The sequence below is a fragment of the Gordonia abscondita genome (assembly GCF_032711245.1).
GTDB lineage: Bacteria > Actinomycetota > Actinomycetes > Mycobacteriales > Mycobacteriaceae > Gordonia.
Genome location: NZ_CP128986.1, coordinates 533,844 through 556,749 on the forward strand (window position 1 = coordinate 533,844; position 22,906 = coordinate 556,749).

Sequence of the window (22,906 nt, forward strand, 5' to 3'; positions counted from 1 at the left end):
CCCGTTATCTGTTCTCAATTCGGTACAGGCGGCTCAGTAGATCACGACGACGGCGTTGTTTCCGCCGCGGCAGACCACCACGCCGGTCTCCGGAGTGCACGACATCGTGTACGAATCGCCAGTTACCGGACTTGACGCGACAATCGTCCGCGCCTCGCCTTTCGGCCCCTGCTGCAGATAGACGGCACCGACGTTCGCGGCGAACTCACAACTCGTCACCGACGTCGCCACCCCGACTCCACCACCGCACGATGCGGTACCCGGCGGCGGGCTAGGCGCCACCGTCATCGTCGACGTCTGCGGCTGGACGGTATTGGTGATCGTCGTGGTGGACGACGAGGACGTCGACACACCGTCCGGGTCACGGAAACCGAACCAATACACCGCGAGGCCGATCAACGCCACAACGAGGACCGCAGCGAAAACCGCCAATACGATGTTGAGCACACGACTGTCGTCGTTACCCGGCGGCGCCGGTTGTCCGCCGACGTATGCGGCGCCGTAGGGCTGGCCACCCGGGTATGACTGCTGGGGGTATGGCTGCTGGGGGTACCCCTGCGGCGAAATCGGATTCGTCATCTGCGGCCCCGAGAAATGCTGCGGGCCTGAGAAGTTCTGGGGACCCGAGTAGTGCTTGGTGCCCAGCGGGAGCGGCGCGCCGATCTGCGTGGCGTCGAACGCCGGATTCAACGGTGCGCCTTCGACCGCAGCTCGAGCCGCCGCCGCGAACTCGCCCGCCGACGGAAATCTCTCCCCCGGCGACTTCGCCAGACCGCGCATCACCACCGCGTCGAGTGCGGGCGTCACCGCCGGGCTGATCGAGCTCGGCGCGGGGACAGCCGAGAGCACGGTCGCCTTGACGACAGCGCTCACCGAGTCGCCCGGATACGGCTGCCGTCCGGTCAACAGCTCGAACAGCACTGCCGCGAGCGAATACACGTCCGACGCAGGGCCCACCGGAACGTTGTCGAGTTGCTCCGGCGCCATGTAGGCGATCGAGCCAACCGCGGTACCGGTGCGCGTCAGGTGCGCGTCGCCCGCGTGGTGCGCGATGCCGAAGTCGACCAGATAAGCGAACCCGCCCGGTGTCACCAGGACGTTCTCTGGCTTGACGTCCCGGTGCACCAGTCCGACGGCATGAGCGGCGTCGAGCGCGGACGCGATCTGTTCGATCAGCGCCACCGCCGCCGACGGCGCCATCGGTCCGTCGCCGCGCAGCACCTCACGCAGATCACGGCCGTCGACCAGCCGCATGTCGAGATAGAGCACGCCGTCGATCTCGCCGTAGTCATGGATCGGAATAATATGGGGCTCACCGAGCTTCGCCGCAGTCTGCGACTCTCGACGAAACCGTTCCTGAAAAGTCTCGTCGGACGCCAGATCTGCTTTGAGTAGCTTGAGAGCGACCTCGCGGTCACGGACGGTGTCGTACGCCCGGAATACCCGCCCCATGCCGCCCCGGCCAACCAACGCGTCTAGCCGGTACGGCCCAAACTGAGATCCAACATCCATGAGGACGATCATTCCTCATGAGTCCGACAACCATCACCTACACCCGAATTTTGTCATTCGCTCGGACGCCACCCAGACATCCCCAGGAACACCATCACCAACTGCTTCTCGGCGCGCGCGACCAGCGTCCGTTCGGTGGACTCCCGGCCGTCGCCGTCGAGCAGTTCCGCTACAGCGGTCATCATGATCGTAACGATGAGATCCGCGGCCACTTCCAGATCCTCGGCCTCCCACGACACCAACGCGGGCGTGCGAGCGAGATCGATCGCGAGCTCACGCGAGAGCAGGCGGAGTTCGGTTCCGATCGCGCGTCGCACCTCGGCGACGCCGCCGTGCTGCTCGCGGACCAGGAACCGGAACTGCTTCTCGTCGGTCCGAACTTTCCGCAATAAGATGTCGAGGGAGTCGCGTGCGGTCGGCATGCCTCGCCCAGCGAGATCACGTCGCGCCTCACGCAATGCCCCGCGCAGCATCCGCATAGCATCCTCGACGAGGGTGACGCCGAGATCCTCCATCGACGCGAAATGCCGATAGAACGCGGTGGGCACAATGCCTGCACCGCGTGACACCTCACGCAGGCTGATGCTTCCGAATGAACGGTCGTCCACCAAATCGATCGTGGTGTCGAGCAGCGCCTGCCGAGTCTGTTCCTTCTTCTCCGCTCGGCTTCCGGCCACGCGAGCAGTGTAGTGGACCAGTGGACAGTGACGACGGACACTCACCCGGGGCCTTGACACATATCAGTACGGGGAGACATTCTCTTTGTGTACACATGTTCACTGAAAAGTTCGAACAGACCGAAGGACACCCGAGATGGCATACCGCATCGCGACGCTCGTCGAATCACTCGTCGAAGCCACCGCCACCCCGTACCCGGTAGATCGTTACCTGGAGTTCATCGACCCGATGATCACCTGGCGCGACACCCGCGGCCGAGTGATCGACATCCGCCGCCGGACCGACCGCTCGACCACCGTCACCTTGCGACCCACCCGCCAGTGGAAAGGCCACCGGGCGGGACAGTATGTGGAGGTGGGAGTGGTTATCGACGGCGTTCGCCAGCGTCGCTTCTACTCGCCGGCCAACGCCGAGAACACGCGCGGCGACATCGAGATCACCGTCGCCGTCCACGACGGCGGGCTCGTCTCCAATCACCTGCGCGACAACCTCGAAATCGGTGAGGTCGTGACCCTCGCGACCGCCGACGGAACCTTCGCCCTACCCGCTGTTCGCCCGAAGGAGATCGTCCTCGTCAGTGGCGGCAGCGGGATTACACCCGTCCTCTCAATGCTGCGCACGCTGGTCGCGGAGGGTCATCCGGGACCGATCACGTTCGTTCACTACGCCCGTACCGCGGACGACGTTCCCTACCAGGTCGAGCTCGACGCGATCGACCGAGCGTTCGACAGCGTGGATGTTCGCCTGCATTACACGCGCGGCGACGTCCCCGAGCACTTCTCACCTGAGCACATCGCCGATGTCGCCCACCAGGGTGCACAGGTGTACATGTGCGGTCCGGCATCGCTGATGGACGCGATCCGCGAGTACGCCGACGACGAGGGCATCGCAGACGCCGTCCACTCCGAAGCGTTCACACTCGCGCTGCCAACCGTCGTCGCCGACGACGAGGTCGGCGGCACCGTGACGTTCGGCGCGTCGGGCGCCACCGCCGACAACGACGGCCGGACTCTCCTCGAGCAGGCAGAGTCGGCAGGCCTGACCCCGGAGTACGGGTGCCGCATGGGCATCTGCTTCACCTGCACCAAGGTCCGCACGTCCGGATGCACCCGCAATGTTCTGACCGGCGAACTCGACTCCGAACCCGACTCCCACATCCAGCTCTGCGTCAGCGCCCCCGTCGGCGACGTCGAGATCGACGTCTGACCACCACAACCACTTTCGAAGGGAACCACAGACCATGACCGTCTCACCCCTCGCGTCTCGCGCCCAGAATCGCCCGTCCACCGAGATCGACCTGACCTACGACCAGGTCGAGGCACTCGGCGCCGAGCTCGACGCGTTACGCGCCCGCATCGTCGCCGACCTCGGCGAGTCGGACCGCAACTACCTCTACTCGATCATCCGCGCCCAGCGGAAGCTCGAGTTCGCAGGCCGCGCAGCGATGTTCGTCCCGTTCCTGCCGCCGGTGTGGCTGGCGGGTGTCGCGTCGCTCGGTGTCGCGAAGATTCTCGACAACATGGAGATCGGGCACAACGTCATGCACGGCCAGTACGACTGGATGCGTGAGGACACGTACAACTCCCGCGAGTTCGACTGGGACAACGTGTGCCCGGGCGACCAGTGGAAGCACAGCCACAACTACCTGCACCACACGTTCACCAACGTCCTCGGCGAGGACCGCGACATCGGTTACGGCATCCTCCGCATGGCGCGGGACCAGAAGTGGAATCCGTACTTCCTCGGCAACCTCGGCTACGCGACCGCGCTGATGCTTCTGTTCGAGTGGGGCGTCATGCTGCACGACCTCGAGGCCGAGAACATCGTCCAGGGAAAACGCAAGTGGAGCGACATCAAGGGCCTCGCGAAGGGGATGTGGCGTAAGGCCAGTAAGCAGGTCGCCAAGGACTACATCTTGTGGCCCGCGCTCACCGGCCCGTTCTTCGTCAGCACCGTGGTCGGAAACGCGAGCGCCAACCTGATCCGCAATGTGTGGTCGTATTCGATCATCTTCTGCGGCCACTTCCCGTCGGGCGCACAGACGTTCACCGCCGAAGAGTGTGTCGACGAGACGAAGGGTCAGTGGTATGTCCGCCAGATGCTCGGTTCGGCGAACATCGTCGGCAGCGACCTGTTCCACATCATGAGCGGCAACCTGTCGCACCAGATCGAGCACCACCTGTTCCCCGACGTCCCCGCCAACCGCTACCCGGAGATGGCCGTCGAGGTCCGCGCGATCTGCGAGAAGTACGACCTTCCCTACAACACCGGTTCGCTGCGCCAGCAGCTCGGATCGACATGGAAGAAGATCGCCAAGCTGTCGCTCCCCAACTGGATGACCCGCGACGATAACGACATCGTCGTCAATATCGAGCGCACGAAGGCTGTCGACGCGGCCTGATTCGAGCTGATCGTACTTCGGCACTTTTTATCGGCGTGACGCCGATAAAAAGTGCCGAAGTCGTCGCAGGGTCTGCGATACGTTGAGGGCCGACCTCCCAGCCGCTGTAAAGGATCTCCCGTGGCCCTCATCGAACTCTCCTTCCCCCTCGCACAACGGACGTGACACGGTCTACGGCTGGCTCTACCGCCCGACACGGCCCACTCGCGGGGTCGTCCAGTTGATCCACGGTCTCGGGGAGCATTCGCGGCGATACCTGCATCTCATCACGAGATTGCTCGACGCCGGATTCGCTGTCGTCGCGGACGATCACTCCGGCCACGGAAAGACCGCAGTCGAATCGGGATTCTGGGTGGACACCGGGGACGACGGAGCCGAAACCGCTGTCGCCGACGAGGTGGCACTCCTAGCGCTGGCTCGCGAGGTCTACCCGGATCTGCCGTACATCGTGTTCGGTCACTCGTGGGGTTCGATGATCGCGCGTCCGCTGGCGTCCCGCGTCGAGATCGACGGTCTCATCCTGTGCGGGATCGCCGCACAGATGACAGGAGCCGAGTCGAGTCTGGATCGCGCCGCACTCGCTGCCGAACCCGACCAGAGCGGTCCGGCCGACCCACGTTATGTCGATGCGCTGTTCGACGGGTTCGTATCGCGGTACGCCGACGGTGCGGGCCCCACGGCGTGGGTCGCACGCAGCGAGGATGTCGTCCGCGACCACGGCGCCGACCCGCTCAATAATTTCGGTGCACCGATGAGTGTCCGCTTCCTGCGGGGATTCGTCGACTTGTATCACCAGGCGAACGCCGACGGCTGGTACACGTCGGTGCGCCAGGACCTTCCGGTACTGATCCTCGCAGGCGACCAGGATCCGGTCGCCAACTACGGCGAAGGCGCGTACCACGTCGCGAATAGACTCGTCGCGAGCGGACAGGTGGACGTCCGGGCTCGCGTGTACACCGGATTCCGCCACGAGGTGCACAACGAACCGGAGATCCGCGACGACGTCGAGAAAGAGATCGTCACCTTCGCCGAGAAGGTGTCGTAATCCTGGTCGCTTACGATGGACGGCAACGTCGAACGGAGGGATCGTCATCGTGGTCGGTCGGGCAGAACGCAACAAAGACTTCGCACAGGAGATGGTGCAGAGCACCGCTTCGCGGGTCGGCAACATCACCGCGATTATCACGACGGCGGTGGTCGACGTGGCGCGAGAGGTCGGTGAGTTGGTCACCGACGGTTTCGACATGCGGGACGCGGCGAAGAAGGCCGAGCGAGCGCAACAGTCAAGGGACGAGGACTCCTGAATCCGGTGACCGACCAGTACGAGGTGCTGCGCACTGTCTTCGGGTACGACGAGTTCCGGGGCGACCAGGAAGAGATCGTCTCCCACGTGGTCGCCGGCGGCGACGCCGTAGTCCTGATGCCGACCGGTGGCGGCAAGAGCCTCTGCTATCAGGTGCCCGCGCTGGTTCGGGACGGGTGCGCGGTCGTCGTCTCCCCGCTCATCGCGCTGATGGCCGATCAGGTCGGCGCGCTCCGCCAGCTCGGTGTGAAGGCCGCCTACCTGAACTCGACGCAACTGCCAGACGAACGCGCGGACGTCGAACGCCGTTATCTCGCGGGCGACCTCGACCTGATCTATGTCGCGCCGGAACGGTTGAGTCAGCCGTACACGCGTGATCTGCTTTCACGAGGAAAACTGTCGCTAGTCGCGATCGATGAAGCACACTGTGTGTCCCAGTGGGGCCACGACTTCCGGCCGGACTATCTGGCACTCGGCGACCTCGCCGAGCTGTGGCCCGGTGTTCCGCGGCTCGCGCTCACCGCGACGGCGACACGGCGCACCCACGAAGAACTCACGCAGCGCCTTCACCTGCAGGACGCGCGGCATTTCGTGGCGAGCTTCGACCGGCCGAACATCACGTATCGAATCGAGCCGAAGAGGCAGGTCAACAAACAGCTGTTGGAGTTCATCCAGGCGGATGGCGTCGTCGACGGCGAGCCCGCGACCGGAATCGTCTACGCGCTCAGCCGCAAGTCGGTGGAGAACATCGCGGCATTCCTCGTGTCGAACGGGATCAATGCGCTGCCGTACCACGCAGGACTCGACAAACAGGTGCGAAGCGACACGCTGCACCGTTTTCTGCGCGAGGACGGCATCGTCGTCGTCGCGACAATCGCGTTCGGGATGGGCATCGACAAGCCGGATGTGCGGTTCGTCGCCCACGTCGATCTGCCGAAGAGCGTCGAAGGCTACTACCAGGAGACGGGCCGCGCGGGGCGTGACGGGCTGCCGTCGGTTGCGTGGATGGCGTACGGGCTGGCCGACGTCGTACAACAGCAGCGGTTGATCCAGATGTCCGACGGCGACGCCGCGCATCGTCGCGCACAGTCGGAGCATTTGAACGCGATGCTTGCGCTATGCGAGTCGGCGACATGCCGTCGGCAACAGCTGCTGCGCTATTTCGACCAGGATTCAGGACCGTGCGGCAACTGCGACACCTGCCTGAATCCACCGAAGACGTGGGACGGCACGGTGCCCGCGCAGAAGCTAATGGCGACCATCTGGCGGCTCGACCGCGAGCACGGTCAGCACTACGGCGCCGGGCATCTGATCGACATTTTGCGCGGGGTCGACAACAAGAGGATGAATCAGCTCGGACACAAGACCTTGAGCACGTACGGCATCGGGGCCGACTTGGACGCGAACGCGTGGAGCAGCGTCGTCCGTCAACTCTTGGCGTCGGGGTATCTCCAGACGCGCGGCGAGTACGGCCAGTACTACCTCACTGATGCGGGTGTCCCGGTGATGCACGGCAAGGTGCAGCAGGTGTTCCGAGAGGACACGCGTGACGCTGGACGCACGCGCCGCCCGAAGGTCGCGGCCGTGTCCGTCGACCTGTCCGAACACGATCGCGATCTGTTCGAGTCGCTTCGTCGGTGGCGGACATCGGTGGCCCGTGAAGCGCAGATTCCGCCGTACACGGTGCTGTCGAACAAGGCACTGGAGGGCATCGCGCAGAACCGGCCGACGAGCAGCGAGGAACTGCTCTCGGTGAACGGCATCGGTGAGGCGAAGCTCGAACGGTACGGTGCAGCGATCCTCGAAGTGATCGCCGATTTCCGCACCGTGCACTAAACCCTCGACGCACTCCCGGTACGGACGTACGTTGCGCGCATGAGCACACCGGATTCCCTGTTCACCCCGGTCGAGACGTCTGTCGCCGTAGAGGCGAAGCCGTCCTGGCATCGCGGGATCCTCGACTTCCCGAATCCGGTCAATGACTACGCCGCACGGTCGACGGCAGGGCTGGTGATCGTGTTGGCCGCCATCGCCATCGTCGTGAATCAACCGTGGCTCTACGGCGTGCTCACGCTCGGCTTCGCGCTGCGGGTGGCGGGCGGGCCGCGCTATTCACCGTTCGGCCGGCTCGCGGTCCATGTGATCGTTCCGCGGGTGTGGCGCAAGGAGAAGACCGTCCCGGGCCCGCCGAAGCGTTTCGCTCAAGCCGTCGGACTCGCCTTCTCCGGCACCGCGTTCGTCCTGTCGCTCGTCGGCCTCGGTCTGGCCGCGCAGATCGTCGGCGGCGTCCTGATCGTCGCCGCATTTCTCGAGTTCGCATTGGGGCTGTGCCTTGGGTGCATCGCGTTCGGTTACCTGCAACGTGCGGGCGTCATCCCCGACGACGTCTGCGAAGCATGCAACGACGTCACACTGTTCGGGCGCAAGTAGCGGGCCAACCAGATAAGTACGCTCGCCGCACCGTTCGGTGGCCCGGGTTGCGATCAGTCGGCGCCTAGCTCGGCGATCGGGAACAGCCGTCCGCGCAACGTCGGATCAGCGTAGTCGGTCTGGAACTGGCCGCGTTCCTGCAGGATGGGCACCACCAGTCGCGTGAAGTTCTCCAGATCGACAGCTGTGTCGGCCGGCATGATCGTGAACCCGTCGGCCGCGCCAGCGGTGAACCATTCCCCGAGATCGTCGGCGATCCGTTCAGGCGATCCGACGACAAGTCGATGCCCCGATCCGCCTGCGCTGCCGACGACTATCTGACGCGGTGTCCTCGGCCCCTGGGCGATGAGGGCACGAACCGCCCGCCCGAAGCCCGCGGAGAATGCCGTCCCGGATACCTCGTCGGGCAGGTCGTCCGCGTTGATCGGGTCGTCGGGCCCGAATGAACCTGCAGGCAGGCCGAGATCATTCAACAGCCCCGCGGTGAGCTTCTCGATCGGCAATATCGCAGCCAGCTCGTCGAGTCGGTTGGCCGCATCGGCCTCGTCGACACCGACGAGCACGACGACACCCAACGACACCTTCACCGCATCCGCGTCACGACCTGCCTCCACCGCTCGAGAACGGATGTCGTCGCGGAAGGCGACAGCGTCTTCGCGGGTCTGAGCGACGGTGAACACAACGTCAGCGAAGTCTCCCGCCAGCCGCAGCCCGCCTTCGGAGCCGCCTGCCTGCACCAGCACGGGGCTTCCCTGCGGACCGGGCGGCACCGGGAGCGGCCCGGCCACTGAGAAGAACTCGCCGCGGTGCTCGACGGGCCTGATCCGCGACGAGTCCGCGTACACACCGGCCGCACGATCGGCGACGAGCCAGTCAGGTTCCCAGCTACGCCACAGCCGCGTGACCACGTCGAGGAACTCCCACGCCCGCCGATACCGCGTCGTACGGTCCGGATGCTCGTCGAGTCCGAAGTTGGCGGCCGCCGCTGTGGCCGCCGTCGTCACCACGTTGACGCCGGCGCGGCCTTTCGTCACATGGTCGAGCGCTTGGAACCGGCGGGCCAGGTTGTACGGCGAGTTGAAGGTGCTGGAGCTCGTGATGATCACGCCGAGCTCCCTCGTCAACGCCGCGACATGGCCGAGAAGGATCAGCGGGTCGAGCCCGGTGCCGGGCGCCGACTCGATTTCGCCGCGCAGTGCCGGCGCGTCCCCCAGGAAGACGGCGTCGATCTTCGCGTCCTCGGCCAGGCGGGCGAGCCGCACGAAGTGATCGGCGTCGAGGAACGCAGTCGGGTCGTTGTGGGGTAGCCGCCACGCCTGCCGGAAGTGACCCGGCGTCATCAGCGACAGGTTGAGGTGGAACTTCGTCATTGCCGCGCTCCCATTTCCGCCAACCGTCGAGCAGGCAGCCAGCCCAGAAGGGGTGCGAGCTCGGTCGCCGTGTCGGTCAGCAGTCGCAGATGCTCATCAAAGTCTGGAACTCCCGGGACGAAACTGACGAGCAGGTCGGTCACGTGTCGCAGCGCCGGATCGGCGGTCAACTCCAGCGCGATCTCCTCGCTCGGGCCGATCAGTGCCCGATCGGCGGCCAGATACTCTTCGACGGTCACGGCGGGCTTCTCCTCCCCGTGCGTGCTCCAGCCCTGCCACCGACGGACACCCGGCGTCACCGAACGGACGGCTTCAGCGCGGTCGCGATGCGGGTACACCGCGCGCGACACCTGTACCCGTGGGGGACGCTCGGACTCAGTCCACGAGTCCCGGTAGGCATCAATGATCGCCGCCTGATGAGCCTGCGCCAGCTCCGGGCTCTCACCGCGCCACGCGTTGGCTCGCGACAGTTGCAGCCCGTCTCCGCTGCGTGCGACGGCCCGCGCCGCCGCGTACGCGAGGTTCCGGTCGCTGGTGGTCGCCTGCCAGAGTCGATCGCGGACACCGGTGCCGGGCGGGTGCAGATTCTCCCCACGAGCGTTCAACGACGCGCCGCCGAGCACCTCGTGAAGCCGATCCACCGACTCGTCGAACAATCGATGGCGATCGCCGAGGTCGCGACCGAACGCCTCCCAGGCGCCAGCGAACGGCCCCGACCCCACCCCGAGTTGCAGGCGACCGCCGCTGATGGCGTCGAGCGTCGCCGCGTCCTCGGCGACACGCAGCGGATCGTCGAGCGGGAGCACGTAGACGCCGGTCCCGAGTCCGATCCGGTCGGTGCGCTCGGCAATAGCCGCGAGCAGCACGAGCGGCGACGACACATGTTCGTGTCCCTGCCGGAAGTGCCGGTGGATGACCCATCCGGAGTCGTAGCCGAGGTGCTCCGCGGCGACGAACAATTCGACGGCCTGCCGATAGGCTTCCCGCGGTGTCAGATCATTGTCGAGATGGAGGAGGAAACCGAGTCGGAACGGTCGACCATCGGGGCCTCCTGCACCGATCGGCGCCTGCGTGCTCGCTCTCATCTCACAGGTTCAATCCGGTGCCGTGGACACCGTGCTCGTCGATGATCGCCAACTCCTCCGCAGTGAGGTCCGGGAAGTCAAGAGCGGCGACGTTGTGGTCGAGCTGCCAGGTGGAGCTCGCACCGATGAGCGCCGAACTGACAGCGGGCTGGCGGAGCACCCACTGCAGCGCGAGCTGTGCCAGTGACTGGCCGCGCGCCTGGGCGAGCTTACTGAGCTCGGCGGTCCGCCGACGATACTCATCGGTGATGTTCGCCGCGCTGAGGAAAGTACTGTTGACGGCGCGTGCGTCGCCGGGAATCGATTCGAGATACTTGCCGGTGAGTAGGCCCTGTGCGAGCGGCGAGTAGACGATCAGCCCGAACCCGTCGTCCTGCGCGAGTCGGAGCAGACCGTTGCGTTCGATGCTCCGGTCATAGATCGAATAGCGCGGCTGGTGGATAAGGAGCGGTACGCCGGACGCGCGGAGCAGTTCGGCGATCTGATGCGCGAGCTCAGGCTGGTAATTGGAGACGCCGACATACAGCGCCTTACCCTGTTCGACGGCGGACACAAGTGCGTCTGCAGTCTCCTCGATCGGCGTCGACGGGTCGGGGCTGTGGTGATAGAAGATGTCGACGTAGTCGGCCCCCAGGTCCCGCAGACTGTGGTCGAGGGATCCCAGCAGTGCTTTGCGGGAACCACCTTTCAGGTACGGGCTCTCACCGATCGGGTTGCCGGCCTTCGTCGATAGCACGATCTCGTCGCGATAGCGTCCGAGATCTTCCCGCAGGACGCGGCCGAAGTTGATCTGCGCGGCACGATGCGGCGGACCGTACCGATCTGCGTTGTCGAAGTGGGTGATCCCGAGGTCGAACGCGTGCAGGATGATCTCGCGCTGCGTCTCGTACGCGTAGTCCGCACCGAACTTCTGCCACAGGCCGAAGGAGAACGACGGCAGGTCGAGCCCGGAGTGACCGGCGCGACGGAACGTCGCCTTCGCGTAGCGGTCGGGATCGGCCGTGTAGGCGGTGTCTACGTTTCGAGCAGTCATTTGTGGTGTGCCTTTCGTATCGGGTCAGCGGCGGAGTGCGGCCGGTTGGAGCGACGGTGTGTCGCGGCCGGTGTCACGGTCATGGAATTGGGTTCCCGGAGCGACGATCTCGTCGATGCGGTCGAGCACATCGTCAGTGAGGCTGGTCTGTGCGGCTGCAAGATAGGCGTCGAGGTGAGCTGCGGTACGAGGCCCGATGATGACGCTGGAGATCGCCGGATGGTTCAACGCGAACGCGATCGCGAGGTCGATGAGACTCAATCCGACGTTCTCGGCGAGGACGGCGAGCGAGTCCGCCGCAGCCAGCTTGCGTTCGTTGGCCGGCGCGTCGACGTCGAAGCGTCCCGGGATGAGGTCGGCTCGCGCCGATGCCGGTTGCTCGCCGCCGATCCGATACTTGCCGGTCAGCCACCCCGCCGCGAGCGGCCCGTATGAGATGACGCCGACGCCGTAGCGCTGCGCTACCGGGAACACTTCACGTTCGGATCCGCGAACCAACAGCGAGTACGGCAGCTGGTCGGTGTGGGGTGCGATGAGCCCGTGTTTCTCGGCCAGCCAGTGCGCCCGCACCTGTTCGTGCGCGGGAAACACCGAGGTTCCGTAATAGCGGATCTTGCCCGCCCGAATCAGATCGTTGAGCGTCTGCAAGGTTTCGAGCAGATCGGTATTCGGATCAGGCCGATGCGCCTGGTACAGGTCGATGTAGTCGGTGTCGAGACGGCGCAGACTGTCTTCGACGGCGCGAGTGACCCACCGTCGCGAGTTTCCCGCATGCGACGGGTCGTCCCCGACTTGGCCGTGGAACTTGGTCGCCAAGAACACGTCGTCGCGCCGCCCGCGCAGGCCTTTGCCGACGATCTCCTCGGTGACTCCCGCAGCGTAGACGTCGGCGGTGTCGACCGCCGTGACACCCGCGTCGAGCGCGGCATCGATGATCCGCAAGCTCTCTTTCTCATCCTGCCACCGCCCGAAGTTCATGCTGCCCAACGTGAGCGGGGCTATGCGCACACCGGTGCGCCCGAGGATCCGAGAAGCCTCGATGGTCATAGGTACTCCTTAGGGTTGCGGGTGTCGTCAAAACAGTCCGGTTGTGGGCGGCTCTTCACCGGTCAAGTGGTAGGCCCCGGCGACCGCCGTCTTCCACTGCCGCGGATTGTGGTTGGCCGCGGTACGCGCGTTACGCCAGTGCCGATCGAAACCGAGAGCTCGGTCGGTGATGGATCCACCGCCGACGTCGAAGAGCAATTCAGCAGAGCGCAGCGCCGACTCGATGGCGATAACGCCTGCGCCCGCGACTTGGACCGCCGCGTGCGCGCCCGCTGTCCTCGCCGGTGCGCCGGTGAGTCCGCGCACCGCGTGCACCGCGTCAGCGGCAGCTGCGACGACGGCGGCTGCCGCCTGGGCTCGTGCGGCAATCTCTCCGACGGTCTCCCGCACGTACGGGTCATCGATGCTCGCAGCAGCCGTACTGTGCTTGATCGGTCGGGCGCGATCGCGGACGAACTCGATCGCGTCGTCGAGTGCGGCCGCGGCGATCCCCGCCTGTACGGCGGCGAGGTAAAGCTGCGCGAACGATCCGGTCCACGGGTTGTCACGGCTCACGTCGTCGGCGACGAACACTTCGTGGTCGTGCACGCGGACGGAGTCGAGTCGGGTGGATCCGCTCTGCGTGAGCCGCTGTCCGACGGCGTCGAAGTCGTCGATCCGGTGGAGTCCCTCACGCGCTACCGGGATCGTGAAGCGGATGATCGTGCCGTCGTCGGTCGCGGCCTGTGTCGAGAAGTAGTCCGCGTAGAGACCACCCGTCGAGTAGAACTTGGTTCCGGTAACGAGGTATCCGCCGTCCACGCGGGTCGCCGTCGTCGAGACGCTGCCGCTCGCGCCACCGTTGCGTTCGTTCCCAGTTCCGACGAACAGTGCCCCGGACAGCAGTCGTTCGATGTTCTCCGCGCGGAACGGCGCCGACGGATTCTCGGCGATCTGATGCGCAGCGAGGAAGGTCGGTCGAAGTGCCTGTGCGACCGAGGAGTCCGCCCGGGCAATCGCGACTACGGCTTCGACTGTGTCGCGGACGGAGCCGCCCGCTCCGCCGTCGGCGACAGGGATCTCGATCACGGCGACGCCTGCCGAGGCGAGCCTTCGGACGTCGTCGAACGCGTAGTCGCGCTGCTCCTCGCGTTGGCCCGCCGTGGTCGCAAGCCGTTCGAGAATCGGTGCGATAGTGGTACGGACTCCGGCGACGGACGGCCTATCCAGTCGTGTTCCGCGCGGCAGGTCGGTCACATCGGTGATGGTCATGCCAGGACCGTCGCAGTCTCGAGGCCGTACGACGGCTGGACGAGTCCGAGCGCTTCGCGCAGTGTGTCCCCGCCGCCGTCTGCGAGTCCGGCCGCGAGCGTATGCACGGCACCGAGCGTCGCGTCGGTGGTTCCGGAGTCGGCGACGACGAATCCATCGACGCCGATCCGTTCGGCCCACTCGAGGAGGTCGGTAGCCGACGAGTCGGTGTCGACGCGGGCCAGGACGGCGATAGCGCCTTGTGGGCGCCCGACCAACGTCAATGTGCGACGCACCGCGGCGAGGATGTCGGCGACTCGGTGGGCGTCGACGATGACGACGTCGGCGTATGGAACGACCGCCTCGGCCCCGAGCTCGTCGATGTCGGCGCAGACCAGCGGCGGCCTACCCTGGCGGGAGACCGGCCCGTCCAGGGGGCCGCGGACACGGTAGAAGTCGCCTTCGTGATCGATCCGGGCGAGTTGGTCATCATCGACGACGACACCCGCCGTCTGGTTGCCGATCAGGGCCGACGCCGGAAACGAGTCCCAGAGTCCGGCGAGGATTTGCGAGTACTCCGACCAACGTCCGGCGTCGTCGTCTACTGCTGAGTCCGACGGGGTCACCGCATCGCTGACCTCGTCGCCCGAGCCGGGACGCAGGACCAAACCGGTTCGGCCGGCACTGGCCCGATCGAGGGAGCCGACGCGACGCGCGAGGTTATACGGCGCATTGTGATGGGTCGACGCGTCGACCAGCAGTGCCAGCGCGGGATGGGTGCCCGCGAGGTGGGCAGCGGTGACGCTCGGATCCACGGTCGAGTTGCGGGCCGTGCCCTCCAACAAATGCAGTCCAGTGACACCTGTCGCCACGGCCGCCGCGGCGACAGTGTGCGCCTGCTCGAATGGAACTTGGTGGGGCGCCGAGCCGATCGATATTTCAACGAAAACAGTCATAGCTCTTTCCTTGAGTTATTGCGCGCTGACGAGCAGGTCCGAGTCGTATGCGCGAACCGGTGGCAGCCCGAGCCCGAGATGGCCGCGCAGGGTAGTCGAGTCGTAGTCCGTGCGGAACAGTCCGCGCCGCTGCAATTCAGGAACGACATGATCGACGAAAGCATCGAAGCCGGACGGGAGGACGTCGGGCATTACGTTGAATCCGTCCGCGGCGCCCGCGCGGAACCACAGCTCGATGTCGTCGGCGATCTGCTCCGGCGTGCCGACGACGATCCGATGGCCGCCGCCTCCGGATAGCTTCGTCAGCAACTGTCGCAGCGTTGGTTTCTCGGCAACGATGATGTCGCGGACGATCCGGTAGAACGACTGCGATCCGCCCGCCTCGTCCGGGTGCCGAAGCAGGTCCAGCGGGATGGGTGCGTCGTCATCGAGTCCGTCGAGGGAACAGCCGAGCTGTCCCTCCAGCCGAGCGCGCGCGTACGGTCCGGGCAGGAGTTCGTCGAGCAGGTCTCGTCGGGCCGCGGCCTCGGCCTCGGTGCCGCCGATGACGGTCGACAGACCCGGCAGCACGACGAGTTCGCCGGGGTCGCGGCCGACGCTGGCGGCGCCTGCGCGCAGACCTGAGCGGAAGGCCCGCGCATCGTCGACGTCCTGGTCGACAGAGAAGATAACCTCGCCGACCCGCGACGCGAGCCGTCGGCCGTCGCTGGAACCGCCTGCCTGCACGACAACCGGTCGGCCCTGCGGTGACACCAGTTCGGTGCGGGCATTCCAGTGTGCGACGACGGAGTTCACAACGGCTTCGGCACGCCGATATCGCAGCGCATGGTCGGGTTCGCCCTCGCGACCGAAGTTGGCTGCGGCGACACCGCCTGCTGTCGTCACGACGTTCCAACCGAACCGGCCCCCGCTGACATAGTCGAGGTCACCGAGGCGGCGAGCTATCTCGTCCGGATCGTTGTACGACGACGACAGCGTCCCGATGAGGCCGATCCGGTCGGTCTGCGCAGCAATGCGCGCGAGCACAGTGCTCGGCTCCAGGTTGTTGCCGGTGCGGTGGCGAATGTGCGGGTCAAGGACCGGACTGTCGGCGAGGAACACTGCATCCAGGCTGGCCGCTTCGGCCTTCCTCGCGATCGCGGTGTAGTGCTCTATGCCGTAGCTGGCGATCGGGTCAGTTCCGGGGAACCGCCATGACCCGCCGAATACCCCGGCGTTGAGGATGTTGACGTTGAGATGGAGTCGATCGCTCATGACGCGGTCCTTTCGGAGTTCCGGTAGTAGCCCGAGGTCGGGTAGACGTCATTGACCAGCCGGTCGCCGACGACGCGAGGCTTGTAGATGACGGGGTTGTGCGAGGCGAGAGTCCGCGCGTTGCGCCAGTGCCGGTCCAGGTTGACGCCGTTTCGGACGGCGGACGATCCAACGGCGTTGAACGCGGACGACGAAGCGTCGAGAACTGCGTCGACGATCGCTACCTGCGCGGTCGACACAGTCAGATAGGTCTCGGCGAACCCGCGCTCGTCGTCTGCGGCATGTGCCTCGTCGAGGCGATGTGCCACATGAGTTACGAGCGCCTCGGCGGTGAGAGCACGAGCTTCAAGCGTTCCGATCACGCCGAGCACCTCGGGGTCCTCCGCGGCGACCTGGGTCAGGCCGTGCAGACTCGTCCGATTGCGTGCGCGCACCAGATCGACGGTCTCGGACACCAGATTTCGGGCGACGCCGACGAGGTTGGCCAGGTGCACCACCTGCACAAACGAGTCGAGTCCGCGCACCGCGTAGTCGTCGCTCCCGATATCGCCGAGATCTTCGACCGGCACATCGGTTAAAACCGTTGTGCCGCTGCCGGTCTGCCGCTGTCCGATGCCGTCCCAGTCGTCGACGTGATCGACGCCCGGATGTCGCGCGGGAAGGACGACGAATCGCCGGCCCGCGCCATCGGCGACCGCGACGCGGATGTAGTCGGCGAACCGTGCTCCCGTCGAATAGAACTTGGTACCCGACACGTACCGTCCGTCGGCGCCGTCGCGCACCCGTGTCGCGAGGTCACGTGGCGATGTGCCCGCAGTGGACGGCTCGGACTGGGCGTTGCCGAACACGGCTCCGTCGCCGACCGCGGTGAACCAGCGGTCGCGTACCGCACGATCGGTCTCCCGCCGCAGGATCTCAGTGGTTGTGAAGTGTCCGCGCCAGATCTGCGGAACGTTCGAATCGGCTTCCCCGGCTTCGGCGAGAACCGCGAACAATGTGGGGAGGTCGACGTCTAGGCCGCCGTACTCGACCGGGACACGAAGCTTGCCGAATCCGGCGGCCGCAAGCTCGGAGATCAGTTCGTACGGGTGCTCGCCGGTACGGTCGCGTTCGGCGGCGCCGCGCGCCAACTCCGCGAAGACGGCTCGGAACTCGTCGATTGGGGCCGTGCTCATGCGGATGCTCCGATCGTCTGAAGGCGCCTGCCCGCGATCGCGTCGAGGAGCCGCACCGTGTACTCCTGACCTGGGTCGTCGAAGATCTGCGCCACTGTGCCCTGCTCGACGATCCTGCCCTTCTGCATCACGGCGACGGCGTCGGATATCGCGGAAACGACGGCGAGGTCATGCGAGATGAAGACGTAGGTCAGCCCTCGCTCGTCCTGCAGGGTCTGCAACAGTTCGATGATCTGCGCGGCGACGGACACGTCGAGCGCCGAGATGGGTTCATCCAGGATCAGCACCGACGGGTCGCCGACGAGTGCCCGGGCGATCGCGACGCGCTGGCGTTGGCCTCCCGACAGCTCGCGCGGATGCCGATCGATGAGGTCGGGAGACAGAGCCGCCGATTCCAGCGCGGCCGCCACTTGAGCGCGGTGGCGTCGCCGACTACCTCGGCCGAACCCAGCCGGCGCGAAGGCGCGCAGCGGCTCTTCGACGACGTCGAACACGGTGAATCGCGGATCGAACGAGGCGTACGGGTTCTGGTACACGATCTGTACGTCGCGCCGCATCGGACGGAATTCGCGTCGGGAAAGCCCCGACACGTCTGTGCCCAGCAGGTTCACCGATCCCGATGTCGGCGCCGTGAGCCCGGACAAGATGCGTGCGGTGGTCGACTTCCCGCTCCCCGACTCTCCGACGATCGAGAATGTCTGGCCGCGCCGGACACGGAACGAAATCGAGTCGACGGCTCGGAAGCCCTCGAAGTCCTTCGTCAGGCCGTGGACCTCGATCGCGGTCTCGGCGGTCGTCGGATCGGCGAGCGAGGCAATCGTGGTGGGGCGACGCACCGATCGCGAGGCAACGGTGTCTAGGAGGGTTCGGGTGTACTCGTGCTGCGGGTCAGCGATGACCGTGCTCGCCGGACCTGACTCGACCACTCGCCCCCCGCGCATCACCGCGAGAGTGTCGGCACGGTCGGCAGCAACACCGAGGTCGTGAGTCACGAGGACGACGGCGGTCGACGAGCGAACCCGGAGTTCGTCGATGAGGTCGAGGACCTGCTTCTGCACGGTGGCGTCGAGGCCCGACGTCGGCTCGTCGGCGATGATCAAATCCGGTTCGGAGATGACCGCGGCCGCAATCAGCACACGCTGCCGCATCCCACCGGAAAGCTGGTGCGGATACCTGGTGTACGCAGTCGCCGGGTCGTGGAATCCGACGGTATCGAATACTTCGAGCACGCGTCGGCGTCGAGCAGCGGAGTCCAGCGCAGTGTGCAGACGCAGCACGTCCTCCACCTGGTGACCGACACGGCGGAGCGGGTCAAGCGACACGGTCGGATCCTGTGGGATGAGGCTGATCGACCCGCCGCGGAGTCGTCGCCAACCCTTGATGTCGAGCGCGGTCAAGTCGTCCCCGGCAAAGGTGATGTCGCCGCCGATAACCTCACCGTTCTCCGGAAGAAGTCCGAGGATCGCGTGACCGGTCGTAGTCTTACCCGAGCCGGACTCACCGACGAGGGCCAGGAACTCTCCGGGATGGACGTCGAAGTCGACGCCGTGGACCACCGGCAGGGCGCGACCCGCGAGCGCCGATCGGCCCGAGTCTCCGCCGGTCCGGTAGCCGACCTGAAGGTCGCGGACAGTCAATAGTGGGCTGTTGGTCATGAGATGCTCCGCTTCTGGAGATGACGCGAGAATTGGTTGGCGGCCAGGACGACGACAGAGATGGTGACCGCCGGGACGATAATCAGCCATTCCCGGGTGGCGATGAAGTCCCTTCCGTCGGAGACCATGAGCCCCCATTCGGGTTCTGGAGGCTGGGCACCCAATCCGAGGAAACTCAGTGATGCGATCCAGATGATCGCGACACCGAACTGCACGGTGACGAGGGCGACTGTCGGGCCGATCGAGTTGGGGACGACATGACGGCGCAGGATCGACCAGGTGGAGGCACCGCTCGTGACGGCCGCTTCGACGTAGCTGCTGACCCGGACGCTCATGATCTCCGATCGGATGAGCCGCGCGAACGTCGCCGCAGAAGTCAGCCCGACGGCGAGAGCTGCGGGAACGAGGCCCGCCTCGTCGGTCCCAGCGGTGTAGATCACGACGATGGCGATCGCCAGGAGAAAGCTGGGGATCGAAAGGATCACATCGATGGCCCGCATGACCACGTTGTCGGCGAAACCGCCGAACCAGCCGGCAAACGCCCCAAGGGCGGATCCGACGAAGACTCCGACTCCGACCGCGAGGGCCGCCCCGGCGATCGAGGCGCGCGCGCCGTAGACGATGCGGGCGTATACGTCGCGCCCAAGCAGGTCGGTTCCGAACCAATGATCGGCGGACGGCGAGAGCAGCCGCTGCGACTGGTCGATCGTGAGCGGGTCATCGCCGGTGAACAGACCCGGCACCACCGCCCACGCGAGCACGAGGAGAAGGATGGCCGACGCGAGCACGAAAGCCGCGTTGGTGCGCAGCCACCACCCGGTGGTGGCGATGCGTGACTTTCGAGCCTGAGCGGTGACGATGGTCATGGCATGACCGCCTCTGCCTGCAGGTCCGAACGGTGGACCGACGGGCGGCGGCCAGAATGAGCTAGGCGACCGGCCAGTCCCTTGACCGACGTCGTCGAGGCCACGGTGGTGACGAGGATCCGCGGGTCCAGCGCCGGGTAGACCAGGTCGACCACGAGGTTGACCACGACGTATACCAAGGCCGCGACGACTACGACGCCCTGCAGCACCGGAAGGTCCTGGGTACTCACGGCAGACACGGTGAGCTGCCCGAGCCCTGGACGGGAGAAGATCGTCTCGGTGACGACCGACCCGCCGATCAGCTCGCCGACAGCCAACCCGAGAAGCGTCAGTACCGGAAGAGACGAGTTGCGCAGGATTCCGCGTGCGAAGACGTATCGCTCCCCCGCACCGCGGGCGTACAACACATGCACGAAGGCTTGCTGTCGTGTGTTTGTGATCGACCGGGTGAAGACTTGGGCGAGGGGCGCCGCGACGAAGACGCCGAGCGTAACCGCGGGCGCAAGCAGCGCGGTGAACGAACCGTCGTCGGCCGCCGGGATGGCGAACAGTTTGAATGCGAACACTTGAAGCAACAGAATCCCGACGACGAACGTCGGCACTGACGCGAAGAACACCGGTACCGCGGTCGCGGCACTCCGCACCCAACGCGCGGGACCGTACACGCTGAGGGCCGATACCAGCGCAGCGACGAGCAGGCCAACAATCAACGCTGTGCCGGCCAGCGCGAGCGTGTCAGGCACGACGTCGACGATCAGCTGGCCGACGGGGCGTCCGTTAGTGATCGAAAAGCCCAGGTCGCCTTGCAGCAGGGCGCCGAGGCTGTGCACGTACTGCTGCCAGAGTGGCCGGTCTAGCCCGTAGAACTCCAGGAGGCCCGCGGCTGACTCCGGCGACATCTGAGCTTCCGGATTCTGGATCTTGTTGGTGACCGCGTCTCCGGGCAACGCGCTGAGCAGTACGAACGACAAGGTGTATGCCGCCCACAGCACGAGCACCGCTGCCGCTATGCGGCGAAGGACATAGGCTCGCATCTCAGTTTCCTCCTTGGGTGAGCCAGGTGTCGTACAGCCACGAGCGGGCTGTCGACTCGGTGGTGAATCCGTGCACGTTGGGGGCGAGCCCGAATACTTGAGTCTCGTCGTACAGCGGTATCGAGTAGCCCTGCGAAAAGATGTAGTCCTCGAGGTCGGCGATCCGCTTCGTCCGTTCGGCCGGGTCCGATGCGGCCGCCTGTGCGGCGATCAGCTCGTCCAGTCGTTTGTCCACGGGCAACTGTTTGAGCACGTTCTGCCGGTCGGAGCCATAGCTGATGCCGAGGACGCCAGCCTCTGCAGTCGAGTTCTGGCCCTGCGTCAGGAACCAGTCCTTGCCTTCGGCCGCCTGCGCTTCGTACTCGGTGAGTGACGGGCTGGTGAGCGTAACCTCGACACCGGCCTTGCGCCACTGTGATTGCAGGACTTCGAGCACTGACTGCGAGACCTGGTAGTACGGTGCGACGCGGAGCGGTATCGACAGTCGCTCACCGTCTTTGACCCGAATACCGTCGGCCCCGACCTTCCATCCGGCACCGTCGAGCAGTCGCCTCGCCTCCACCGGGTCGTACGTGAAGTACCGACTCGAGTTCGCCCGCAACGGTGTGCCCTTCACCAGGGCGCCCGTCGGGATCGGATAGCTCGGCGACAGCACCGTCGCGTTGATCGCCTCACGGTCGGTCGCGGCCTGCAGCGCAAGCCGCACTCGGCGATCGCTGATCGGTGAGTACTCGTTGAGCGTCGCAGTGAGGTCGTTGGTTTCGCCCTGTACCGGTACGGCTAGGAGCCGACCGCCGGCCTCAGCTATCGACGCCTCGTCGTACGGCGCGATATTGCGGGCGATCTGCGCGTCACCTGTTTGGAGCGCGCCGACCCGCACGCCACCCTCGCCGACCGTCTTGAAGACGATCCGGTCCAGGTACGCCTTTCCCTGATGCTGCGACCCGTCGGGCGCCCAGTGGTAGTCGTCTCGCCGTTTCAGCGTCACACCGTTGATTCCGTTCACGGATTCGACGACGAACGGCCCAGTCCCCACCCAGTTCGTCAGCTCACTCTGCCCGTTCAGGTCGCGATCGAGGTACGAGTTTCCGAGAATAGAACTCGCTCGATAGTTGGACAGGAATTGGATGAAAGCAGCATTCGGCTTAGTCAATCTGATGACCACTGTCTGAGCGTCAGGAGTCTGCGTTCCGCCGTAATCGGACCAGAACGGGTCCTTTACAATTCCACGTTTCTCATCACCGAGAGCATGCTGGTCAAAGTTTCGTTTAACAACGGCGGAGTCAAGTGGCGTGCCGTCACTGAAGGTGATCGAGTCCTTCAATGTGAAGGTGTATGTCAGGCCACCGTCGCCAATCGTCCACGACTTAGCGAGCCACGGCCGGTACTCGCCGGACTGCGGGTCCTGCCAGATCAGGCGCTCGCCAATATTGTTTGCGACTTGACTGTTGGACCACAACGAGTTCGTCGGATTCCAGGCCGCGTACTGCACAGGATCGTAGAACGTCAGCGTGCCGCCATATGTTGGGACGCTCGGGCCGCCGCCTTCCACGCGGTGCCCACATCCTGCGAGCGCCGCGATAACACTGCCGACCGCGACGAGCGTTACGGCCTTTCGCCAGGCGTTCGAGATCACGATTTTGTCCTTTCGCTGCGCACGCGCAAAGAATTCGGGAAGACAGCGGAATCCCGAATGCCACAGATAGTTCTAGCGTCGAAAACTCGCACCTGATCGCGGGGTGCAGACAGCATCAGCTGTCGAATGAAGAATTGCCAGGTAAGGCGGTGAACGACCCGATTCGATCCGATGGGTCCATGAATTCCTGCTGAGAAAGACAGTATCGGGCATCGTGTCGAACGCACCCCTTGAAATCTCT

Annotated in this window: 20 protein-coding genes; 6 read left to right on the plus strand and 14 right to left on the minus strand. The window is 65.5% G+C overall.

The features are described from left to right. Nucleotides 1-33 precede the first annotated feature (33 nt). Both MP11Mi_RS02450 and MP11Mi_RS02455 read right to left on the minus strand, forming a co-directional pair. Nucleotides 34-1,512: a serine/threonine-protein kinase gene (locus MP11Mi_RS02450; RefSeq protein WP_420040740.1), complete on the minus strand. Its 1,479-nt coding sequence runs from the start codon at nucleotides 1,510-1,512 to the stop codon at nucleotides 34-36. 53 nt (nucleotides 1,513-1,565) lie between these two features. Next, the gene (locus MP11Mi_RS02455) at nucleotides 1,566-2,189 is read right to left on the minus strand and encodes a TetR family transcriptional regulator (protein WP_420040741.1); all 624 of its coding nucleotides are present in this window, start codon (nucleotides 2,187-2,189) and stop codon (nucleotides 1,566-1,568) included. 136 nt (nucleotides 2,190-2,325) lie between these two features. On the opposite strand from MP11Mi_RS02455, the gene MP11Mi_RS02460 reads away from it, so the two are divergent. From MP11Mi_RS02460 to MP11Mi_RS02485, 6 genes are all read left to right on the plus strand, one after another. After that, nucleotides 2,326-3,396 carry a ferredoxin reductase gene (locus MP11Mi_RS02460; protein WP_420040742.1) on the plus strand — a complete coding sequence of 357 codons (1,071 nt, stop codon included), beginning with the start codon at nucleotides 2,326-2,328 and terminating at the stop codon, nucleotides 3,394-3,396. 34 nt (nucleotides 3,397-3,430) lie between these two features. Beyond that, nucleotides 3,431-4,591, plus strand: coding sequence for a fatty acid desaturase family protein (locus tag MP11Mi_RS02465; RefSeq protein WP_420040743.1), 1,161 nt, complete (start codon nucleotides 3,431-3,433; stop codon nucleotides 4,589-4,591). Between the two features lie 220 nt (nucleotides 4,592-4,811). Continuing rightward, the gene (locus MP11Mi_RS02470) at nucleotides 4,812-5,636 is read left to right on the plus strand and encodes an alpha/beta fold hydrolase (RefSeq protein ID WP_420040744.1); all 825 of its coding nucleotides are present in this window, start codon (nucleotides 4,812-4,814) and stop codon (nucleotides 5,634-5,636) included. 49 nt (nucleotides 5,637-5,685) lie between these two features. Then, complete coding sequence (locus MP11Mi_RS02475; protein ID WP_420040745.1) at nucleotides 5,686-5,895, plus strand: hypothetical protein; 210 nt, start codon at nucleotides 5,686-5,688, stop codon at nucleotides 5,893-5,895. 5 nt (nucleotides 5,896-5,900) lie between these two features. Continuing rightward, complete coding sequence (gene recQ / locus MP11Mi_RS02480) at nucleotides 5,901-7,730, plus strand: DNA helicase RecQ (protein ID WP_420040746.1); 1,830 nt, start codon at nucleotides 5,901-5,903, stop codon at nucleotides 7,728-7,730. 39 nt (nucleotides 7,731-7,769) lie between these two features. Next, nucleotides 7,770-8,324, plus strand: a complete 555-nt coding sequence (locus MP11Mi_RS02485) for a DUF4395 domain-containing protein (protein WP_420040747.1) — start codon at nucleotides 7,770-7,772, stop codon at nucleotides 8,322-8,324. Nucleotides 8,325-8,377: 53 nt separating this feature from the next. Here the strand turns inward: MP11Mi_RS02485 and MP11Mi_RS02490 are convergent, their stop codons facing one another. Genes MP11Mi_RS02490 through MP11Mi_RS02545 form a run of 12 tightly spaced genes read right to left on the minus strand, consistent with a single transcriptional unit; the run spans nucleotide 8,378 to nucleotide 22,665 of the window. Next, complete coding sequence (locus tag MP11Mi_RS02490; protein WP_420040748.1) at nucleotides 8,378-9,694, minus strand: NtaA/DmoA family FMN-dependent monooxygenase; 1,317 nt, start codon at nucleotides 9,692-9,694, stop codon at nucleotides 8,378-8,380. Then, on the minus strand, nucleotides 9,691-10,779 hold the full coding sequence (locus MP11Mi_RS02495) for an LLM class flavin-dependent oxidoreductase (protein ID WP_420040749.1): 1,089 nt from the start codon (nucleotides 10,777-10,779) through the stop codon (nucleotides 9,691-9,693). The genes MP11Mi_RS02490 and MP11Mi_RS02495 overlap by 4 nt, the downstream gene beginning before the upstream one ends. Nucleotide 10,780: 1 nt before the next feature. Further along, nucleotides 10,781-11,812 (minus strand): aldo/keto reductase, encoded by a 1,032-nt coding sequence (locus tag MP11Mi_RS02500; RefSeq protein WP_420040750.1) that lies wholly within the window; start codon nucleotides 11,810-11,812, stop codon nucleotides 10,781-10,783. A 24-nt stretch (nucleotides 11,813-11,836) separates the two neighbouring features. Further along, complete coding sequence (locus tag MP11Mi_RS02505) at nucleotides 11,837-12,859, minus strand: aldo/keto reductase (protein ID WP_420040751.1); 1,023 nt, start codon at nucleotides 12,857-12,859, stop codon at nucleotides 11,837-11,839. Between the two features lie 27 nt (nucleotides 12,860-12,886). Beyond that, nucleotides 12,887-14,110: an acyl-CoA dehydrogenase family protein gene (locus MP11Mi_RS02510; protein ID WP_420040752.1), complete on the minus strand. Its 1,224-nt coding sequence runs from the start codon at nucleotides 14,108-14,110 to the stop codon at nucleotides 12,887-12,889. Further along, nucleotides 14,107-15,045, minus strand: a complete 939-nt coding sequence (locus tag MP11Mi_RS02515; protein ID WP_420040753.1) for an LLM class flavin-dependent oxidoreductase — start codon at nucleotides 15,043-15,045, stop codon at nucleotides 14,107-14,109. The genes MP11Mi_RS02510 and MP11Mi_RS02515 overlap by 4 nt, the downstream gene beginning before the upstream one ends. 15 nt (nucleotides 15,046-15,060) lie before the next feature. After that, entirely contained in the window at nucleotides 15,061-16,299 is a 1,239-nt protein-coding gene (locus MP11Mi_RS02520) for an LLM class flavin-dependent oxidoreductase (RefSeq protein WP_420040754.1), read from the minus strand. Continuing rightward, the gene (locus MP11Mi_RS02525; protein WP_420040755.1) at nucleotides 16,296-17,474 is read right to left on the minus strand and encodes an acyl-CoA dehydrogenase family protein; all 1,179 of its coding nucleotides are present in this window, start codon (nucleotides 17,472-17,474) and stop codon (nucleotides 16,296-16,298) included. Before MP11Mi_RS02525 ends, MP11Mi_RS02520 begins: the two co-directional genes overlap by 4 nt. Further along, nucleotides 17,471-19,129, minus strand: a complete 1,659-nt coding sequence (locus MP11Mi_RS02530) for an ABC transporter ATP-binding protein (protein WP_420040756.1) — start codon at nucleotides 19,127-19,129, stop codon at nucleotides 17,471-17,473. Before MP11Mi_RS02530 ends, MP11Mi_RS02525 begins: the two co-directional genes overlap by 4 nt. Beyond that, complete coding sequence (locus MP11Mi_RS02535; RefSeq protein WP_420040757.1) at nucleotides 19,126-19,995, minus strand: ABC transporter permease; 870 nt, start codon at nucleotides 19,993-19,995, stop codon at nucleotides 19,126-19,128. The genes MP11Mi_RS02530 and MP11Mi_RS02535 overlap by 4 nt, the downstream gene beginning before the upstream one ends. Next, nucleotides 19,992-21,029, minus strand: coding sequence for an ABC transporter permease (locus tag MP11Mi_RS02540; protein ID WP_420040758.1), 1,038 nt, complete (start codon nucleotides 21,027-21,029; stop codon nucleotides 19,992-19,994). The genes MP11Mi_RS02535 and MP11Mi_RS02540 overlap by 4 nt, the downstream gene beginning before the upstream one ends. Nucleotide 21,030: 1 nt before the next feature. Next, on the minus strand, nucleotides 21,031-22,665 hold the full coding sequence (locus MP11Mi_RS02545) for an ABC transporter substrate-binding protein (RefSeq protein ID WP_420040759.1): 1,635 nt from the start codon (nucleotides 22,663-22,665) through the stop codon (nucleotides 21,031-21,033). Between the last annotated feature and the right edge of the window lie 241 nt (nucleotides 22,666-22,906).

What these genes read in the sequence shown, in the direction of transcription:
- MP11Mi_RS02450 (WP_420040740.1), bottom strand. Translation starts at nt 1,512, where the DNA reads ATGGATGTTGGATCTCAGTTTGGGCCGTACCGGCTAGACGCGTTGGTT.
- MP11Mi_RS02460 (WP_420040742.1), top strand. Translation starts at nt 2,326, where the DNA reads ATGGCATACCGCATCGCGACGCTCGTCGAATCACTCGTCGAAGCCACC.
- MP11Mi_RS02465 (WP_420040743.1), top strand. Translation starts at nt 3,431, where the DNA reads ATGACCGTCTCACCCCTCGCGTCTCGCGCCCAGAATCGCCCGTCCACC.
- MP11Mi_RS02485 (WP_420040747.1), top strand. Translation starts at nt 7,770, where the DNA reads ATGAGCACACCGGATTCCCTGTTCACCCCGGTCGAGACGTCTGTCGCC.
- MP11Mi_RS02490 (WP_420040748.1), bottom strand. Translation starts at nt 9,694, where the DNA reads ATGACGAAGTTCCACCTCAACCTGTCGCTGATGACGCCGGGTCACTTC.
- MP11Mi_RS02495 (WP_420040749.1), bottom strand. Translation starts at nt 10,779, where the DNA reads ATGAGAGCGAGCACGCAGGCGCCGATCGGTGCAGGAGGCCCCGATGGT.
- MP11Mi_RS02500 (WP_420040750.1), bottom strand. Translation starts at nt 11,812, where the DNA reads ATGACTGCTCGAAACGTAGACACCGCCTACACGGCCGATCCCGACCGC.
- MP11Mi_RS02505 (WP_420040751.1), bottom strand. Translation starts at nt 12,859, where the DNA reads ATGACCATCGAGGCTTCTCGGATCCTCGGGCGCACCGGTGTGCGCATA.
- MP11Mi_RS02510 (WP_420040752.1), bottom strand. Translation starts at nt 14,110, where the DNA reads ATGACCATCACCGATGTGACCGACCTGCCGCGCGGAACACGACTGGAT.
- MP11Mi_RS02515 (WP_420040753.1), bottom strand. Translation starts at nt 15,045, where the DNA reads ATGACTGTTTTCGTTGAAATATCGATCGGCTCGGCGCCCCACCAAGTT.
- MP11Mi_RS02520 (WP_420040754.1), bottom strand. Translation starts at nt 16,299, where the DNA reads ATGAGCGATCGACTCCATCTCAACGTCAACATCCTCAACGCCGGGGTA.
- MP11Mi_RS02525 (WP_420040755.1), bottom strand. Translation starts at nt 17,474, where the DNA reads ATGAGCACGGCCCCAATCGACGAGTTCCGAGCCGTCTTCGCGGAGTTG.
- MP11Mi_RS02530 (WP_420040756.1), bottom strand. Translation starts at nt 19,129, where the DNA reads ATGACCAACAGCCCACTATTGACTGTCCGCGACCTTCAGGTCGGCTAC.
- MP11Mi_RS02535 (WP_420040757.1), bottom strand. Translation starts at nt 19,995, where the DNA reads ATGACCATCGTCACCGCTCAGGCTCGAAAGTCACGCATCGCCACCACC.
- MP11Mi_RS02540 (WP_420040758.1), bottom strand. Translation starts at nt 21,029, where the DNA reads ATGCGAGCCTATGTCCTTCGCCGCATAGCGGCAGCGGTGCTCGTGCTG.